The organism is Leifsonia sp. NPDC058230 (genome assembly GCF_042882245.1).
Lineage (GTDB): Bacteria > Actinomycetota > Actinomycetes > Actinomycetales > Microbacteriaceae > Leifsonia.
Window position 1 is genome coordinate 552,925 of sequence record NZ_JBHVWM010000004.1, and the last position, 17,535, is coordinate 570,459.

Consider the following 17,535-nt stretch of genomic DNA (forward strand, 5'->3'; position numbering starts at 1 on the left):
GACATGACACAGCGCACGAAGGAGAACAATGGCACAGGACGATAACAGCGGTCACGAGCTGACCTCTGCCAGCTCGTCAGCCGTCGACGTCCACCGGACAGGCGACCCGGGAACGGCGGTGATCATCCGCGATCAGGTGGAGAACCCCGGGTTCCCGCCGCACCGCCCCCGCGTCACCGACCTCGACCCGAAGAAGGAGCGCCGGGCCGAGCGGACCGTCTACACCCTCTTCTACCTGTCGATCCTCGGCAGCGTCTGGGCGGTCGCCGCCTACCTCGCATTCCCGATCGACGACAGCGATCCGGGCTCTGTGCGCCTGAACAACCTGTTCATCGGTATCGGCATCTCCCTCGCGCTGCTCGCCATCGGCATCGGCGCCGTGCACTGGGGCAAGGCGCTCATGCACGAGAAGGAGGGCGTCGACCTCCGTCACCCCGTGCGCGGAAGCGAGCAGACCACCGAGCGCGCGGCCGAGATCTTCCGCCAGGCAGACGAGGAGTCCGGCTTCAGCCGCCGCAGCCTCGTGCGCAACAGCCTGATCGGCGCACTCATCGCGTTCCCGCTTCCGGCCGTCGTGCTGTTCCGCGGGCTCGCCCCCATGAACGAGGACCCGGTCGAGCTCCTCGCCAACACGATGTGGGCCAAGGGGATCCGCCTCACGCGCGACCCCTCCGGCACACCCATCAAGGCCTCGGATGTCACCCTCGGCTCGGCGTTCCACGTCATCCCCGAGGGCCTCAACGAGAAGGAGAACCGTCTCGAGGAGAAGGCCAAGGCGGCCGTGCTCCTCATGCGCCTCAAGCCTGAAGACCTGCATGTCTCCAAGGGCCGTGAGAACTGGAACTACGACGGCATCGTCGCGTACTCCAAGATCTGCACGCACGTGGGATGCCCGGTGGCACTCTACGAGCAGCAGACCCACCACCTTCTGTGCCCGTGCCACCAGTCGCAGTTCGACATCACGCACGAGGCCGAGGTCATCTTCGGACCGGCCAAGCGTCCTCTGCCGCAGCTGCCGATCACCGTGGACGCCGACGGCTACCTGGTCGCGCGCAGCGACTTCACCCAGCCCGTCGGCCCGAGCTTCTGGGAGCGTCATTGAGTACCACAACGGCCGCGCCTCCCGCGGCATCCACTGAGGTCAAGAAGGGCGGGTTCACGGCTGCGGCCTCGAACTACCTCGAAGACCGAACCAGCATCTCGGGCGCCGTCAAGGAGTTCGGTCGCAAGATCTTCCCCGACCACTGGTCGTTCCTGCTCGGCGAGGTCGCGCTCTACAGCTTCATCGTCATCCTGCTCTCCGGAACGTTCCTGACGTTCTTCTTCCAGGCGTCGATGGCCTCGGTCGTGTACCACGGCTCCTACGTCCCGCTGAAGGGCGTCGAGATGTCGGCGGCCATGTCGAGCACCCTGAACATCTCGTTCGAGATCCGCGGTGGCCTGCTCATGCGGCAGATCCACCACTGGGCCGCTCTGCTCTTCGTCGCCGCCATCGGCCTGCACATGCTGCGCATCTTCTTCACGGGTGCGTTCCGCAAGCCGCGCGAGCTCAACTGGGTGATCGGCTTCGTGCTGTTCATCCTCGCGATGGCAGAAGGCTTCACCGGATACTCGCTTCCCGACGACCTGCTGTCGGGCAACGGCCTCCGCATCATCGACGGCCTGATCAAGGGTCTCCCGGTCATCGGCACCTGGACCTCGTTCCTCCTCTTCGGCGGCGAGTTCCCTGGTACGGCGATCGTCGGGCGCTTGTACACCCTGCACATCCTGTTGCTACCCGCGTTGGTGGTCGCCTTCATCGCCCTGCACCTCGCGTTCGTGGTCATCCACAAGCACACGCAGTACGCTGCGGCGGGGCGCACCCAGGGCAACGTCGTCGGCTACCCGGTCCTCCCGGTGTACGCGGCGAAGGCCGGTGGCTTCTTCTTCATCGTGTTCGGTGTCATCGCGCTCATGGCGACGTTCTTCACCATCAACCCGATCTGGAACTACGGTCCATACGACCCCTCTCCTGTTTCGGCAGGAACCCAGCCCGACTGGTACATCGGCTTCGCCGATGGCGCGCTGCGACTTGTTCCGCCGGGCTGGGAGTTCGTCTGGCTCGACCGCACCTGGTCGTTCAACATCATCGCGCCGGTCCTCGTGCTCGGTCTGTTCATCGTCGTCGTGATGATCTATCCGTTCATCGAGGCGTGGGTGACCGGCGACAAGCGTGAGCACCACATCCTGGACCGTCCGCGCAACGCGGCCACCCGCACTGCGATCGGCGCGGCCGGCGTGACGTTCTACGCGGCCATGTGGGCTGCGGCGAGCTCGGACATCATCGCCACGCACTTCAAGCTGACGATGGAAGGCGTGATCCACGCCATCCAGGCCATGCTCATCCTCGGCCCGATCATCGCGTACTTCATCACGAAGCGCATCTGCTTCGCTCTGCAGAAGAAAGACCGCAGCATCGCGTTGCATGGCTACGAGTCCGGTCGCATCGTCAAGCTCCCCGGTGGCGAGTACATCGAGGTGCATGAGCCGCTCGACGACTACGAGCGCTGGCGCCTGGTCAGTTTCGAGAGCTACCAGCCGCTGATGATCCGTCCGAACAGCAAGGGCAAGATCACGGTCGGCAACCGGATGCGCGCGGGCATCTCGCGCTGGTTCTTCGAGGACCGCATCGTGCCCCCGACCAAGGGCGAGCTCGAATCCGGCCACGGCCACCACTGATCGAGTAGCACTCCGCGAAAGCGCCGGTCGCACGTCTCGTGCGCCGGCGCTTTCTCGTTGCTGAAGGGCTGACAATGACGATCGACACCCTGGCTCCCTGGCTGCGCTGCCCCGTCTGCGCCGAGCCTCTGGAGCGGGTGGAGCGGCTCACCCTCGGCTGCGCATCCGGTCACCGCTTCGACGTGAACAAGCGCGGCTTCGTCAACCTCGTCGCGGGCGGCACCGGGTTGATCGGCGACAGTGCAGAGATGCTCGACGCGCGCGAGACGATTCTCGAAAGCGGTCTCTACTCCCCCATCTCGAACGCGCTGGCTGCGCTCGGGGCGGGCACGAGAGTCCTCGATGCCGGGGTGGGCACCGGCTACTACCTCCGTGCCGTCTTGGCCGCGCATCCGGATGCTCGGGGCCTCGCCATGGATCTCTCCCCCACCGCTGTCGCCCGGGCGGTGCGAGCGTCACCCGGGATCGACGGCCTGGTCGCCGACACCTGGCGCCCGCTCCCCATCCGGGACGGCGTCTGCGACGTCATCCTCGACGTCTTCGCGCCACGCAACCTTCCTGAGTTCCACCGCATCCTGAAGCCCGCTGGCAGCCTGCTCGTCGTGGTGCCACTCCACGACCACCTGGCGGAGCTTCGTGCCGGCGGCCGGATGCTCGAGGTCCCGGCCGACAAAGCAGCCGCCATCGTCGCCTCCGCAGCACCGAAGTTCACACTCCGCGAGCATCGCGCCATTCGCGCCACGATCCCCCTCACTGACGCCACAGGCGCGGCCCTGATCGCCATGGGACCGTCAGCGCACCATCCAGGGCCAGGACCAGAGGCCGACGCACCGGGGTCGCCGGCTCCGGTGCGGCAGGCCGTGCCGTCCACCGCCACTCTCGCCGTCGACGTTCTTCACCTGGTCCGCATCTAGGGAACAAAAAAGCGCCGCGCCCTGGGAGGGGCGCGGCGCTCAGGTATCACGTCTCCGCTCAGCGCGCGAAGTACCCGCGGTAGTACTCGTAGGTCCAGCCGACGAGGCAGATCAGCGTGAAGGCCACGCCGATGAAGCAGAGCCAGAAGCCCACGGCCAGGCCGAGCATCACGAGGCCGGCGCCGAACGCGAGCGCGACGGGCCACCAGCTCCAAGGGCTGAAGTGTCCGAGCTCGGGGTCGCCGTCGTCGATGTTGGCGTCGAGGCGGTCCTCCGGGAGCTCGCCGCCCTGCGACGCGTGCGAACGCCCCACGTAGAACGCGATGAAGAAAGCGAGGATCGCGCTCAGCAGCAGTGCGACCGAACCGACCCACTCGACCTTCTGGTGCATCGGGTCGAGCAGGCTCCACCCTGTGTACACGATCGCCGACAGGAGGAAGAAGATCCCGAGGATCCAGAAGAGGATGGAGTTTGCTCTCATGGGTTACTTCACCTTGTTGTCGTCGAGGTCGACCGTCGGAGCGTCTGGCGCATCCTTTGCCGGACCGATACCGATGGGGATACCTGCCTCCGGGTGGTTCAGGTCGAACGCGGGAGACTCGCTGCGGATGCGCGGGATCGAGGTGAAGTTGTGTCGCGGGGGCGGGCAGCTGGTGGCCCACTCGAGCGAGCGGCCGTAGCCCCACGGATCGTTCACTGTGACCTTCGGTGCATTGCGCGCCGTCAGGTAGACGTTGACCAGGAAGGGGATCATCGAGACGGCGAGGATGCCCGCACCGATCGACGAGAGCTGGTTCATCCAGGTGAACCCGTCCGTCGGCAGGTAGGTCGCGTACCGTCGCGGCATGCCGATGACACCCAGCCAGTGCTGCACCAGGAACGTCGTGTGGAATCCGATGAACAGCAACCAGAAGTGCCACTTGCCCAGACGGTCGTTGAGCATCTTGCCCGTCCACTTGGGCCACCAGAAGTAGAAGCCGGCGAACATCGCGAAGACGACGGTACCGAAGACGACGTAGTGGAAGTGGGCGACGACGAAGTATGTGTCGGACACGTGGAAGTCGAGCGGCGGCGAAGCGAGGATCACGCCGGTGAGACCACCGAAGGTGAACGTGATCAGGAAGCCGATCGACCAGAGCATGGGTGATTCGAAGGTGAGCGACCCGCGCCACATCGTTCCGATCCAGTTGAAGATCTTCACGCCGGTCGGAACAGCGATCAGCATCGTCATCAGCGAGAACCACGGCAGCAGCACCGACCCGGTGACGTACATGTGGTGCGCCCACACGGTGACGGAGAGGGCGGCGATGGCGATCGTCGCGTAGATCAGCGTCTTGTAGCCGAAGATCGGCTTGCGGCTGAACACCGGGAAGATCTCGGACACGATGCCGAAGAACGGCAGCGCGATGATGTACACCTCGGGATGCCCGAAGAACCAGAACAGGTGCTGCCAGAGCAGCGCACCGCCATTGGCCGGGTCGTAGATGTGGGCGTTGAAGACGCGGTCGGCGGCGAGGGCGAACAGTGCCGCCGCGAGCACCGGGAAGGCCATCAGCACGAGGATCGACGTGACGAGGGCGTTCCAGGTGAAGATCGGCATGCGGAACATGGTCATTCCGGGCGCACGCATCGTGATGATCGTGGTGATGAAGTTCACCGCGCCGAGGATGGTGCCGAATCCCGAGAGCCCGAGGCCGACCACCCACAAGTTGCCTCCGACCCCTGGCGAGAACGTCGTACTCGATAGTGGCGCATAGGCGAACCAGCCGAAGGAGGCGGCGCCCTGCGGGGTGAGGAAGCCGGCGACGGCGATGAGGCTACCGAACGAGTAGAACCAGTACGCCAGTGCGTTCAGACGAGGGAACGCCACATCAGGAGCACCGATCTGCAGCGGCATGATCACATTCACGAACCCGGCGAACAGCGGTGTCGCGAACATGAGGAGCATGATCGTGCCGTGCATGGTGAAGAGCTGGTTGTACTGCTCTTTGGTCTGAACCACCTGCAGGCCCGGCTCGAAGAGCTGAGCGCGGATGATCAGAGCCATCACGCCGCCGATGAGGAAGTAGATGAACGACGTGACCAGGTACATGTACCCGATCGTCTTGTGGTCGGTCGACGTGATGTAGTTCACGAGGATGTTGCCCTTGCGCTCCACCTTGTTCGCGCCGAGGAGCGGGCTCGCCTTCGGTGCGGGAGCGGTGGTCGACGCGGGAGCCGGTGCTGTAGTCGTCATTCTTCGATGCCCTACTCGTTACCCTTGGGTGCGCCCGTGCCGGGCAGGTTGCTGTTGCGGTCGTACTCGGAGCCGAGCTGACCCTCGAAGCCCTTGTCTCGCAGGCTCTGGATGTGCGCGTCGTACTCGCTCTGCGGCACGATCTTCAGATTGAAGAGCATCGCCGAGTGGTACTCGCCGCAGAGCTCGGCGCATTTGCCTACGAACGTTCCGGTGCGACCGGTCGTCTCGAAGTACATCTTGTTGGTCTGACCGGGGATGATGTCTTTCTTGTACAGCGTCGCCGGCACCCAGAAGGAGTGGATCACGTCGCGGGAGTTCAGCTCGATGGTGATCGTCTTGTTCTCGGGCAGGTACAGGGTCGGGATCTCGCCCTCCTGCACCGCGCCGGGGGTCGCGCTGCTGTCGTCCGGCTGCACCTGGATGCCCGGGTCGTAGACATTGTCATCGACGTAGTTGAAGTCCCACGCCCACTGCTTGGCATAGACCTGGATGGTGAGATCGGGGTTCGCGTACGGCCTCTCGATCTCGTTCTGGTCACGGGCCGTGAACGCGAAGAAGCCGAGCACGAGGATGAGCGGCACGATCGTGTAGAAGATCTCGATCGGCATGTTGTAGCGCATCTGCACCGGGAGGCCGGTCTGGCCCTTGCGGCGGCGGTACACGATGACCGCCCAGATGATGAGGCCCCAGACGATCACGCCGACGATGAGCAGCACGATCCAGCTGGTCACCCAGAGGCCGCTCACGCGTTCCGTGTGGTTGGTCACGGGCTGTTCACCCTCGACGAACCCGGGCAGGAACCCGTTCAGCTGGGCCTGCGTGCAGCCCGCAAGGACGATTGCGAGTGTCGCTGCGATCGGGATTGCAGCCCATCGGAGACGGCGATTGTGACGCACCGGTGACCTTTCGAGAGACTCATGGACAGTTCACATTCAACTGTATTTGACCGTTACCACCCTACTCCGTGACACGCGCCGGAACGAACCAGAAAGGGCCGCCCCGAAGGGCGGCCCTGACTGATTTTTGTGCTATATAAACGCCTAGTGGAACGAGTCCCCGCAGGCGCAGCTGCCCGAAGCGTTGGGGTTGTCGATGGTGAAACCCTGCTTCTGGATGGTGTCTTCGAAGTCGATGTTCGCGCCGTCGAGGTACGGCACGCTCATCTTGTCGACGATGACCTCGACGCCGTCGAAATCCACCGTCGCGTCGCCGTCGAGCATCCGCTCGTCGAAGTACAGCTGGTAGATCAGGCCCGAGCAGCCACCGGGCTGCACAGCGACGCGCAGACGCAGGTCGTCGCGGCCCTCCTGCTCGAGCAGGCTCTTGACCTTGCCGGCGGCGGCCTCGGTCAGGCCGACGCCGTGGGCCTTCGTCGCGGTCAGTGTTGTGTCGGTCATGGCACTCCTCACAAGGATGCGGTTGGGACGATCGAGAAAATCTGCGTCGATTCTACGTCGCAAAACTCAAAAACCGTCGAGATCATTCCGAGCGCCCGTTCAGACGGACGAGCAGCAGCGCTTCGGACAGGATGGCGCGCTTGAACACGCCGAGGTGCAGCGACTCGTTCGGGCTGTGCGCACGCGTGTCGGGATCCTCGACTCCGGTCACGAGGATCTGCGCCTCCGGGAACTCGCGGACGAGGTCGGCGATGAACGGGATGGAACCGCCGATGCCGGTCTCGACCGCCTCCTTGCCCCACGCATCCGTCATCGCCCGCTTGGTCTCGGTGGCCGCCCAGCCGCTGGTGTCGACGAGGAAGGGGTCGCCCGTGTCCACGTCGTCGATCGCGATGTGCGCGCCGAACGGTGCATTGTCCTTCAGGTGGCGCTCGAGGGCCGCGTATGCGTCGGACGCGGTCTGCCCGGGAGCGATCCTGGCGCTGACGCGCACCGCGACACTGGGCAGAAGGGTGTTGGACGCGTTCGCGACGCTCGGCGCATCGATGCCGGTGACGGTGATCGTCGGCTGGAACCACATCCGGGAGAGGATCGCCCCGGTTCCGATCGGGGTGACGCCGTCGAGCAGCGCCGCTTCCTCGCGCAGCTCGTGCTCGGTGTACGCGGGCGTCTCCGGCGCGTCGGCGAGCGAGGTGAGCCCTTCGACCGCGACCGAGCCGTTCTCGTCGTGCAGGGTGGCGAGGAGCTTGACGAGGGCGAGCATCGCATCCGGTGCCGCCCCGCCGAACATGCCGGAGTGCGAGGCGTGCGCCAGCGTCGAAACGGTGAGCCGGAACGTCACGTTGCCACGCAATGAGACCGTGAGGGCCGGAGTGTCGATGTCGACGTTGTCGGAGTCGGCGACGATGATCGCATCGGCCTCGAGTGCGTCCTTGTTCTGCTCGAGGAAGGAGGCGAACGAACGGGAGCCGAACTCCTCCTCCCCCTCGATGAAGACGGCAAGGCCGAGGTCGAAGTCGGGCCCGAGCGCCTCGACGAGCGCGCGGATGCTCGCTACGTGGACCATCACGCCAGCCTTGTCGTCAGCCGCGCCGCGCCCGTAGAGCCGGTCGCCGCGCACGGTCGGCTCGAACGGCGGGGTCTCCCAGTTCGCTTCGTCGCCGTGCGGCTGCACGTCGTGGTGGGCGTAGAGCAACACCGTCGGACGGCCGTTCTTCGCCCGGCGGGTCGCGAGCACCGCAGGCTGGCCGAGTTCGCCGGTGTCGCCGACCGGCGCCTGCCTGACGGTCACGCTCTCGAACACGCCCGTCGCCTCCAGGTGGGCCGCGACGGCAGAAGCGCTGGCGGCGACGTTCGCGGGGTCGAACGCAGCCCAGGACACCGACGGGATGCGCACGAGAGCGCCCAGGTCGGCGATCGTCGACGGCAGGACCTCCTCGACGCTGCGTCGCACGGCGGCCTCGGCGGCTGTGGGTTCGATGGGCGGAGTCTGCTGAGGGTTGGTCATGACGGTAATCTTAAGCAGACCCCACAATCGAAGGCTTAACGTTGGCAAAACGAGACAACCCGCACGAGACCGAGGCTGCTGAGCCCGTCGTCGAGACCGCAGAAGAGACCGCGGAGCGGCTGAGACAGCAGGGCAAAGGCGCCCCGACCCCGACACGCCGTGAGCAGGAGGCTGCGCGCAAGCGTCCCCTCGTGCCGACGGACCGCAAGGAGGCCGCCCGTCAGGCCCGAACCAAGACGCAGGAAGCACGCGAGCGGGCGCGCCTCGGCATGGCCGCCGGCGACGACCGCTACCTCACCGTGCGTGACCGCGGTCCGCAGCGCCGATTCGTGCGCGACTACGTGGACGCGCGGTTCAACATCGGCGAGTTCCTCATCCCGGTCATGCTGCTGGTGATCGTGCTGTCGTTCCTGCCCGGCTACTTCCAGGTCTACGGGCTGCTCGCGCTCTGGGCGTTCTTCGCGATCGCGGTCATCGACTGCTTCATCCTCGGCTTCCTCATCCGCCGCAAGCTCGGAGAGAAGTTCGGCACCACGAAGGTCGAGAAGGGCGTGCGCTGGTATGCAGCGATGCGCGCCCTGCAGTTGCGGGTCATCCGCCTGCCCAAGCCGCAGGTCAAGCGCGGCCAGTACCCCAGCTGACCGTGACGATCGTCGCTGCTGCCGACGGCTCTGCCCTCGGCAACCCCGGTCCGGCGGGCTGGGCCTGGTACGTCGATGACGACCACTGGTCCGCGGGCGGCTGGCCGCACGGAACCAACAATCAAGGCGAGCTCATGGCGGTCATCGACCTGCTCGACTCGACGGCTCACCTCGACGAAGATCTGCGCATCCTGTGCGACAGCCAGTACGTGATCAACGCGGTGACCAAGTGGATGCCGGGCTGGAAGCGCAAGGGCTGGCGCAAGGCCGACGGCGCGCCCGTGCTCAACCGCGAACTGCTCGAGCGGCTCGATCGGGCGACCCAGGGTCGCACGTACACGTTCGAGTGGGTCAAAGGCCATGCCGGCCACGATCTCAATGAGGCGGCGGATGTGCGTGCTCGCGCCGTCGCGACCGCCTACCAGAACGGCGAGGCGATCCCGATCGGCCCCGGGTGGCCGGGAACGCAGCGATCGGACGCATCCGCCGAGGTCGCGATCGAGGCGCCCGCAGTCGCGCCCGTCGCTGCGCCGGCCGAATCCGCGGTCCAGCTCGACCTGTTCGGCGACGACGTGGTGCTCGAGGAGACCGACGCCGAGGTCGTCGAGCGACTCGAGCGCGAGCTTCTCGAGCCCGCGGTTCGGTCGGACTCGTCGCGGGTCGCGGCCATCCTCCACCAGGATTTCGAGGAGATCGGCCGCTCCGGCCGCCTGTGGGGACGCGACGCCATCGTTCAGGCTCTCGCCACGGAAGAGGCGACCGCCGTCGACCTCGAGGTACTCGGCACCGACCGCCTCACGCCCGAGAGCATCCTGCTCACCTCGCGCACGACGGATGCGCGCGGCAGCAGCCTGCGCAGCTCGCTCTGGCTGCGCGTCAACGGCCGCTGGCGTCTGCGGTTCCACCAGGGGACGCCGGAAGCCGACTCGTAGGCTCGGAGAGCCTGAGGATCAGCGCAGGCGGACGAGGCCGCGGTTGATCTGGCGGGCCCACAAGGGGCCGAGGTAGAGGAATGCCGTGTAGCCCTGCACCAGGGTGGCTCCCGCATCCAGTCGTCGTTGCACGTCGGCGGCCGTCTCGACACCCCCGACCGAGATGACGCACAATTCCGCGGGAACCTGGGCACGGATGAGCCGGAGCACCTCGAGCGAGCGCTCGGCGAGCGGTGCACCGGAGAGTCCGCCGGCACCCGCCTTCTCGACGACGGCGGGATCGGTTCGCAGCCCCTCGCGGGCGATGGTCGTGTTCGTGGCGATGATGCCTGCGAGGCGGAGGTCGACGACCAGGTCGGCGATCTTCCGCACCTGATCGTCGGTGAGGTCGGGCGCGATCTTGACGAGGAGCGGAACCTCGTCGGCAACCTCCCGCACCGCCCTGAGCAGGGGCGCGAGCAGATCGAGCTCCTGCAGGCCGCGGAGGCCCGGGGTGTTCGGCGAGCTCACGTTGACGACCAGGTAGTCGGCGACGGGCGCGAGGACGCGGGCGCTTTCGAGGTAGTCGGCCGTCGCATCCTCGACGGAGACGACACGGCTCTTGCCGATGTTCACGCCGAGCACGGGGCGCTTACGTGTGGCGGCGATCGTGCCGAGACGCCGTGCAGCCGTCGCCGCCCCGTGATTGTTGAAGCCCATCCGGTTGATGACGGCGCGATCCGGGATGAGGCGGAACAGTCGCGGCTTCTCGTTGCCGGGCTGCGCCCGAGCCGTCAGCGTGCCGACCTCGACGTGCCCGAAACCGAGCTGGCCGAGACCGATGACACCCTCGCCGTCCTTGTCGAACCCCGCGGCGACCCCGAACGGGGAATCGAACCGCAGGCCGAGCGCATCCACCGCCAGCGAGGGGTCAGGCCGGGTGAAGCGCCGCACCAGCCGCCCGACGCCGAACGTCGGAAGCGCCTTGATCACAAAAAAGGCCAGCTGGTGCGCGCGCTCGGGATCGAGCTTCGACAGGACGAGGGAGAAGAGTGTGCGATACATGCCTGTGCAAGATTACCGGCACCGACACGACCGGCACAGCCACGACCAGCACAGCCGGGCGTGGTGTGTTACGCCTGAGCCTCGACCGGTTCGTCGTGGTGCTCGACCCGCAGCTGCGTGATGGCCTCTTCGAAGTCGTCGAGCGAGTCGAAGCCCTGGTAGACGCTGGCGAAGCGCAGGTACGCGACCTCATCGAGCTCGCGGAGCGGCGGCAGGATCGCGAGGCCGATGTCGTTCGCCTCGATCTGCGATGCACCGGTGGAGCGGATGGTCTCCTCGACCTTCTGCGCCAGCACGGCCAGGTCGGAGTCGGTCACCGGGCGCCCCTGGCAGGCCTTGCGCACCCCCAGCACGATCTTCTCGCGGCTGAAGGGCTCGGCGACCCCGCTGCGCTTGATCACGCTGAGGCTGGCCGTCTCGGTGGTGCTGAAACGGCGGCCGCACTCGGGACACTGCCGGCGACGGCGGATCGAGAGGCCGTCATCGCTCGTGCGCGAGTCGATGACGCGGGAGTCGGGGTGGCGGCAGAAGGGGCAGAACATGGTGACTCGATACTATCCGCTCGCGCACCCCATCCGGGGGAGACCAGGGCCGCGCTAGCTGGGAAAACGCGCAGTGACGGCGTCTCCGTGACCGGGCAGGTCCTCAGCGGTCGACAGTGCGACGATCCGCGAGGCCACCTCGTCGAGTGCGTCCCGGTCGTAGCGGATCACCTGCTGTGGACGCAGGAAGGAGTATGCGCCGAGCCCGGGCGAGAACCGCGCTTGACCACCGGTCGGAAGCACGTGGTTCGACCCCGCGAGATAGTCTCCGAGGCTCACCGGTGAGTGCGCTCCGACGAAGATGGCGCCCGCGTTCTCGATGTTCGCGAGAACGGATTCCGGGTCCTCGGTCTGGATCTCGAGGTGCTCGGGTCCGTACGCGTTGCTGAAGGCTGCGGCAGCGGCGAGGTCGTCGACGAGCACGATCGCCGACTGCGGGCCCGCGAGCGCCGTTCGCACCCGCTCGGCATGCTTCGTACGGGCGACGACCGCGTCGAGTTCCGCGGCGACCCGGCCGGCGAACTCGGTACTGTCGGTCACCAGGAGGGATGCAGCCGCTTCGTCGTGCTCGGCCTGGCTGACCAGGTCGACGGCGACGTACCGGGCGTTCGCGGACGCATCCGCGATGACCAGGATCTCGGTCGTGCCCGCCTCGGAGTCGATGCCCGTCTGACCGCGCACCAGCCGCTTCGCTGCGGCCACGTAGATGTTGCCCGGCCCGGTGATCACCTGGACGGGTTCGAGGCCGATCTCGTCGACGCCCCAGGCCAGGGCGCCGATCGCACCCGCTCCGCCGATGGCGTAGACCTCGTCGATGCCGAGCAGACCGGCGGCGCCGAGGATGGTCGGGTGCACCGCTCCCCCGAACTCGCGCTGCGGCGGGCTCGCGAGTGCGACGGATGCGACTCCGGCCACCTGTGCCGGCACCGCGTTCATCACCACACTGGACGGATAGACGGCCTTGCCGCCGGGAACGTAGAGACCGGCGCGCTCGACAGGCTGCCACCGCTGCACGATCGTCGCGCCCCGACCGATCACGGTCTCGGCGGGAGGCGGAACTTGCGCAGCCGTGGCTCGCCGAACGCGGTCGATGGCTTCTTCAAGCGCCTCACGGACCTCGGGCGCGAGCCGTGCCACAGCTGCAGCGATCTCGGCCTGCGGTACGCGCACCGACGCGGGGGCGCCGCCGTCGAATCGCTCCGCCTGCTCGGCGAGAGCGATGGCGCCGCGCTCTCTGACGTCGGCGATGAGCGCCGAGGCGACGGCCATCGCCGCTTCGACGTCCACGACCGGACGTGGCACAAGGCGGGCGAAGGCGGCGCGAGTAGGCTGGATTCCGCGGAGGTCGATGGTCTGCATCATGGCCCGTCCAGCCTATCCGCTCAGGAATATCCGGGAGCCGCACCTTGCTTGATGCATACGTATGAACACCTCGCCCCTCCCCCAGGAACCGCGCGCGGGACAGGAATCCGCGCCGAGCGACCAGCGCCCCAGCGACCGCGTCGAGCCCGACGTCACACCCGACCTCGCGGCGTTCCGCCAATCGTTCCGGCGCCATGCGGCGGGTGTCGCCATCATCACGGCACTGACGCCGGACGGGACGCCCGTGGGGTTCACGGCGACCTCGCTCGCGTCGCTGTCGGCCGTGCCGCCGCTTGCGACCTTCAACATCGCGCGCTCCGCGTCCAGCTGGCCAGCACTGGCCGAAACGGATCGTGTGGTCATCCACATGCTCGGCGTGCGCAACCGCGACGTCGCTGAGAAACTCGCCGGTGACAACGCGCTCCGCTTCGACGGCGACCATTGGTACCCGGGCCCCCACGATCTGCCGGTGATCAAGGATGTGACCAGCTGGATGGTCGGGCGCATCGTCGAGCGCATCCCGGTTCACAACAATGCCGTCGTCGTCGTGCAGATCGAGGACGGCCAGGTCGGCGAGGACGACGCCGCCCTGCTGTACCACGAACGCCGCTACCTCACCCCCGGCGAGACCGCCTGAGTCGGCCGAACCGCCGACGCGTCAGACGAGACAGTTCGGGCCGAGCAGTCCTTTCAGCTCGCCGAAGAGATCTGCGCTGATCGTCACGGGTTTCGGCACCTCGAACACACGGGCGACCTGACCCTTCACCAAGCGCAGGCGCACCTCGTTGTCGCCGGGATGCCGGGCCAGCACATCGCTGAGCGACATCACCGTGTCGGTGGTCGCCCGCTGATCGGGCATCGTGATCAACAGGGGGCCCGTTCCGATCGCCTGTCCGAGATCCGGAGCCATCAGGCTGAATGCGTGCAGGTTCATGCCATCGTCCCGCATGCTCACACGCCCTCGAACGACCACGATGGAGTCGCCCTGCAGGCTGGGTGCGAACTCCTGGTATGCCTTGCCCATGAACATGACGGTGATCTCACCGCCGAAGTCTTCGACGGTGATCATGCCGTACTGGTTGCCGGATGCCTTGGCCACGCGATGCTGCACGCCGGTCACGAGCCCCGCGATCGTCACCGTCTCGCCGTCTTGGATCGAGTCTGAAGCGACCAGGTCGGCGATCGACGTGCTCGCCAGCTTGGCCAGCTGCAGTTCGAGGCCGGCGAGGGGATGGTCGGAGACGTACAGTCCGAGCATCTCCCGTTCGAACGCGAGCTTGTCGCGCTTCGCCCACTCCGGCCGCTCCGGGATGTGGTGTTGCGACGCGGTCGGCTCGTCATCGCCCCAGAGGCTGTCGAAGTCGAAACCGACGTCTCCGTTGGCCTCGTTCCGCTTGATCTTGACCGCGGACTCGACAGCGTCTTCGTGCACCTCGACCAGTGAACGCCGGGTCGAGCCCAGCGAGTCGAATGCGCCGGCCTTGATCATCGACTCCACGGTGCGCTTGTTGGCGGCGTGGATGGGAACCTTGTTCAGGAAGTCGTGGAACGACTCGAATCGGCCCTTCTCTTCGCGCGCAGCACGGATGCCGTCGACCACGTTCGAGCCGACATTGCGCACGGCGCCGAGACCGAAGCGGATGTCGGTGCCGACGGCCGCGAAGTATCCGATCGACTCGTTCACGTCCGGCGGGAGCACCTTGATTCCCATCCGGCGGCACTCATTGAGGTAGAGCGCCATCTTGTCCTTGGAGTCGCCGACACTCGTCAGCAGACCGGCCATGTACTCGGCGGGATAGTGCGCCTTGAGGTACGCGGTCCAGTACGAGATCACGCCGTATGCGGCCGAGTGCGCCTTGTTGAACGCGTAGTCGGAGAACGGGAGCAGAATCTCCCAGAGCTTGTTGACCGCCTCCATCGAGTAGCCGTTGGCCTGCATGCCTCCGGCGAATCCCTCGAACTGCTTGTCGAGCTCTGACTTCTTCTTCTTGCCCATCGCGCGACGCAGGATGTCTGCCTGACCGAGCGAGAAGCCGGCAACCTTCTGCGCGATCGCCATGACCTGCTCCTGATAGATGATCAGGCCGTAGCTGGTGGAGAGGATCTCGGCGAGCGGTTCGGCGAGCTCGGGGTGGATCGGGGTGATGTCCTGCAGACCGTTCTTGCGGAGCGCGTAGTTGGTGTGCGAGTTCGCGCCCATCGGCCCCGGACGATACAGCGCGATGAGCGCCGAGATGTCTTCGAAGTTGTCGGGCTTCATCAGCCGCAGCAGCGAGCGCATCGGCCCGCCGTCGAGCTGGAACACGCCGAGGGTGTCACCACGGGAGAGAAGTTCGTAGGCGGCGCGGTCGTCGAGCTCCAGATCTTCGAGCACCAGCTTCTCGCCACGGTTCGCCTCGATGTTGTCGAGCGCGTCGTTGATGATCGTGAGGTTGCGCAACCCCAGGAAGTCCATCTTGATCAGACCGAGGGACTCGCAGGCCGGGTAGTCGAACTGGGTGACGATCTGGCCGTCCTGCTCCCGCTTCATGATCGGGATGATGTCGATCAGCGGGTCGGACGACATGATCACGCCTGCGGCGTGCACGCCCCACTGACGCTTGAGGTTCTCGAGCCCGAGCGCCGTGTCGAAAACGGTCTTCGCATCCGGGTCGGTCTCGACGACCGCACGGATGTCGACCGCCTCTTTGTACCGCGGGTGCTCCTTGTCGAAGATCCCGGTGAGCGGGATGTCCTTGCCCATCACGGGCGGCGGCATCGCCTTGGTCAGCTTGTCGCCCATCCCGAACGGGAACCCGAGCACCCGCGAGGAGTCTTTGAGCGCCTGCTTCGCCTTGATCGTGCCGTAGGTGACGATCTGGGCGACGCGCTCTTCGCCGTACTTCTCGGTCACGTATTTGATGACCTCGCCGCGGCGCCGGTCGTCGAAGTCGACGTCGAAGTCGGGCATGGAGACACGGTCGGGGTTGAGGAAGCGCTCGAAGATCAGGCCGTGCTGCAGCGGGTCGAGGTCGGTGATCCGCATCGCGTAGGCGGCCATCGAGCCCGCACCGGATCCACGACCCGGACCGACCCGGATGCCATTGCGCTTCGACCAGTTGATGAAGTCGGCGACGACGAGGAAGTATCCGGGGAAGCCCATCTGCGAGATGACGCCGATCTCGTAGTCGGCCTGTTTGCGCACCTCGTCGGTGACGCCGTTCGGATAACGCTCCTTGAGACCGGTCTCGACCTCTTTGATGAACCAGCTCTGCTCGGTCTCATCATCGGGGACCGGGAAGCGCGGCATGTAATTCGCCGTGGTGTCGAACTTCACATCGCACCGCTCGGCGATCGCGAGCGTGTTGTCGCAGGCGTCGGGATGGTCGCGGAACAGCTCGCGCATCTGCTGCGCCGACTTCAGGTAGAACTCGTCGGCGTCGAATTTGAAGCGGTTGGGGTCGTCCAGGGTCGAGCCGGACTGCACGCAGAGGAGCGCGGCATGGCTGGAAGCATCGTGCGCGTGCGTGTAGTGCAGGTCGTTGGTGGCGACGAGCGGGAGGTCGAGCTCTTTGGCCAGGCGGAGGAGGTCGGCCATGATGCGCCGCTCGATGCCGAGACCGTGGTCCATGATCTCGGCGAAGAAGTTCTCCTTGCCGAAGATGTCGCGGAATTCGGCGGCCGCCTTCTTGGCCTCGTCGTACTGGCCGAGACGCAACCTCGTCTGCACCTCGCCCGACGGGCATCCCGTGGTCGCGATGATGCCCGAGGAGTACGCGTTGAGCAGCTCACGGTCCATACGCGGCTTGAAGTAGTAGCCCTCTGTCGATGCCTTCGACGACATGCGGAAGAGGTTGTGCATCCCCTCGGTGGTGGCGGCGAACATCGTCATGTGCGTGTATGCGCCGGACCCCGAGACGTCGTCTCCGCCGCCGTCTCCCCAGCGGATGCGGGTGCGGTCGGTGCGGTGCGTTCCCGGCGTCAGATAGGCCTCGGTGCCGATGATCGGCTTGATGCCCGCGTCGGTGGCGGTGCGCCAGAAGTCGAACGCGCCGAACATGTTGCCGTGGTCGGTCACCGCGACGGCGGGCATCCCCTGCTCCACGGCGGCGTCGACGAGCGGTTTGATGCGCGCCGCGCCGTCCAGCATCGAGTACTCGCTGTGGACGTGGAGGTGAACGAACGAGTCGCTTGAGGGCAATGGATCTCCGTCCGGATGAGCTGTCTGGTTAAGACTAAACCGCCAACCACCGACACCCG

The 17,535-nt window shown here is 66.3% G+C and carries 15 protein-coding genes; 6 read left to right on the forward strand and 9 right to left on the reverse strand.

All coding sequences use genetic code 11. From position 1 onward, the window contains the following. Positions 1–28: 28 nt before the first annotated feature. The 3 genes from ACFVV0_RS15685 to ACFVV0_RS15695 all read left to right on the forward strand — a co-directional run bounded on the left by ACFVV0_RS15685 (position 29) and on the right by ACFVV0_RS15695 (position 3,632). Positions 29–1,102: a Rieske 2Fe-2S domain-containing protein gene (locus ACFVV0_RS15685; protein ID WP_387064970.1), complete on the forward strand. Its 1,074-nt coding sequence runs from the start codon at positions 29–31 to the stop codon at positions 1,100–1,102. After that, positions 1,099–2,718 carry a cytochrome bc complex cytochrome b subunit gene (locus ACFVV0_RS15690; protein WP_387064973.1) on the forward strand — a complete coding sequence of 540 codons (1,620 nt, stop codon included), beginning with the start codon at positions 1,099–1,101 and terminating at the stop codon, positions 2,716–2,718. Before ACFVV0_RS15685 ends, ACFVV0_RS15690 begins: the two co-directional genes overlap by 4 nt. A 74-nt stretch (positions 2,719–2,792) precedes the next feature. Continuing rightward, positions 2,793–3,632, forward strand: coding sequence for a putative RNA methyltransferase (locus tag ACFVV0_RS15695; RefSeq protein ID WP_387064976.1), 840 nt, complete (start codon positions 2,793–2,795; stop codon positions 3,630–3,632). 58 nt (positions 3,633–3,690) lie between these two features. Here ACFVV0_RS15695 and ACFVV0_RS15700 read toward each other — a convergent pair whose 3' ends face one another. The 5 genes from ACFVV0_RS15700 to ACFVV0_RS15720 form a co-directional block, all read right to left on the reverse strand. Beyond that, the gene (locus ACFVV0_RS15700; RefSeq protein ID WP_387064978.1) at positions 3,691–4,113 is read right to left on the reverse strand and encodes a cytochrome c oxidase subunit 4; all 423 of its coding nucleotides are present in this window, start codon (positions 4,111–4,113) and stop codon (positions 3,691–3,693) included. Positions 4,114–4,116: 3 nt separating this feature from the next. After that, positions 4,117–5,868, reverse strand: coding sequence for a cytochrome c oxidase subunit I (gene ctaD / locus ACFVV0_RS15705; protein ID WP_387064981.1), 1,752 nt, complete (start codon positions 5,866–5,868; stop codon positions 4,117–4,119). Positions 5,869–5,879: 11 nt separating this feature from the next. Then, positions 5,880–6,767: a cytochrome c oxidase subunit II gene (gene coxB / locus ACFVV0_RS15710; RefSeq protein WP_387064984.1), complete on the reverse strand. Its 888-nt coding sequence runs from the start codon at positions 6,765–6,767 to the stop codon at positions 5,880–5,882. Positions 6,768–6,911: 144 nt separating this feature from the next. Beyond that, positions 6,912–7,268 carry an iron-sulfur cluster insertion protein ErpA gene (gene erpA, locus ACFVV0_RS15715; protein ID WP_387064987.1) on the reverse strand — a complete coding sequence of 119 codons (357 nt, stop codon included), beginning with the start codon at positions 7,266–7,268 and terminating at the stop codon, positions 6,912–6,914. Between the two features lie 82 nt (positions 7,269–7,350). Continuing rightward, positions 7,351–8,775 (reverse strand): dipeptidase, encoded by a 1,425-nt coding sequence (locus ACFVV0_RS15720; protein ID WP_387064990.1) that lies wholly within the window; start codon positions 8,773–8,775, stop codon positions 7,351–7,353. A gap of 41 nt (positions 8,776–8,816) precedes the next feature. Here ACFVV0_RS15720 and ACFVV0_RS15725 point away from each other — a divergent pair, with 41 nt between their 5' ends. Continuing rightward, positions 8,817–9,416, forward strand: coding sequence for a DUF3043 domain-containing protein (locus ACFVV0_RS15725; protein WP_387064992.1), 600 nt, complete (start codon positions 8,817–8,819; stop codon positions 9,414–9,416). 2 nt (positions 9,417–9,418) lie between these two features. Continuing rightward, on the forward strand, positions 9,419–10,348 hold the full coding sequence (locus tag ACFVV0_RS15730; RefSeq protein ID WP_387064995.1) for an RNase H family protein: 930 nt from the start codon (positions 9,419–9,421) through the stop codon (positions 10,346–10,348). A gap of 18 nt (positions 10,349–10,366) precedes the next feature. Here ACFVV0_RS15730 and ACFVV0_RS15735 read toward each other — a convergent pair whose 3' ends face one another. From ACFVV0_RS15735 to hisD, 3 genes are all read right to left on the reverse strand, one after another. Further along, complete coding sequence (locus ACFVV0_RS15735; protein ID WP_387064998.1) at positions 10,367–11,392, reverse strand: quinone-dependent dihydroorotate dehydrogenase; 1,026 nt, start codon at positions 11,390–11,392, stop codon at positions 10,367–10,369. 68 nt (positions 11,393–11,460) lie between these two features. Further along, entirely contained in the window at positions 11,461–11,934 is a 474-nt protein-coding gene (gene nrdR / locus ACFVV0_RS15740) for a transcriptional regulator NrdR (RefSeq protein ID WP_387065001.1), read from the reverse strand. 54 nt (positions 11,935–11,988) lie between these two features. Further along, on the reverse strand, positions 11,989–13,296 hold the full coding sequence (gene hisD / locus ACFVV0_RS15745; protein WP_387065004.1) for a histidinol dehydrogenase: 1,308 nt from the start codon (positions 13,294–13,296) through the stop codon (positions 11,989–11,991). A 61-nt stretch (positions 13,297–13,357) separates the two neighbouring features. On the opposite strand from hisD, the gene ACFVV0_RS15750 reads away from it, so the two are divergent. Beyond that, positions 13,358–13,933 (forward strand): flavin reductase family protein, encoded by a 576-nt coding sequence (locus tag ACFVV0_RS15750; protein ID WP_387065007.1) that lies wholly within the window; start codon positions 13,358–13,360, stop codon positions 13,931–13,933. 21 nt (positions 13,934–13,954) lie between these two features. Here ACFVV0_RS15750 and dnaE read toward each other — a convergent pair whose 3' ends face one another. Continuing rightward, positions 13,955–17,425, reverse strand: a complete 3,471-nt coding sequence (gene dnaE / locus ACFVV0_RS15755; RefSeq protein WP_387065212.1) for a DNA polymerase III subunit alpha — start codon at positions 17,423–17,425, stop codon at positions 13,955–13,957. Positions 17,426–17,535: the final 110 nt, after the last annotated feature.

What these genes read in the sequence shown, in the direction of transcription:
- erpA (WP_387064987.1), bottom strand. Translation starts at nt 7,268, where the DNA reads ATGACCGACACAACACTGACCGCGACGAAGGCCCACGGCGTCGGCCTG.
- ACFVV0_RS15685 (WP_387064970.1), top strand. Translation starts at nt 29, where the DNA reads ATGGCACAGGACGATAACAGCGGTCACGAGCTGACCTCTGCCAGCTCG.
- ACFVV0_RS15695 (WP_387064976.1), top strand. Translation starts at nt 2,793, where the DNA reads ATGACGATCGACACCCTGGCTCCCTGGCTGCGCTGCCCCGTCTGCGCC.
- ACFVV0_RS15700 (WP_387064978.1), bottom strand. Translation starts at nt 4,113, where the DNA reads ATGAGAGCAAACTCCATCCTCTTCTGGATCCTCGGGATCTTCTTCCTC.
- dnaE (WP_387065212.1), bottom strand. Translation starts at nt 17,425, where the DNA reads ATGCTGGACGGCGCGGCGCGCATCAAACCGCTCGTCGACGCCGCCGTG.
- ctaD (WP_387064981.1), bottom strand. Translation starts at nt 5,868, where the DNA reads ATGACGACTACAGCACCGGCTCCCGCGTCGACCACCGCTCCCGCACCG.
- ACFVV0_RS15750 (WP_387065007.1), top strand. Translation starts at nt 13,358, where the DNA reads ATGAACACCTCGCCCCTCCCCCAGGAACCGCGCGCGGGACAGGAATCC.
- ACFVV0_RS15735 (WP_387064998.1), bottom strand. Translation starts at nt 11,392, where the DNA reads ATGTATCGCACACTCTTCTCCCTCGTCCTGTCGAAGCTCGATCCCGAG.
- ACFVV0_RS15720 (WP_387064990.1), bottom strand. Translation starts at nt 8,775, where the DNA reads ATGACCAACCCTCAGCAGACTCCGCCCATCGAACCCACAGCCGCCGAG.
- nrdR (WP_387065001.1), bottom strand. Translation starts at nt 11,934, where the DNA reads ATGTTCTGCCCCTTCTGCCGCCACCCCGACTCCCGCGTCATCGACTCG.
- hisD (WP_387065004.1), bottom strand. Translation starts at nt 13,296, where the DNA reads ATGATGCAGACCATCGACCTCCGCGGAATCCAGCCTACTCGCGCCGCC.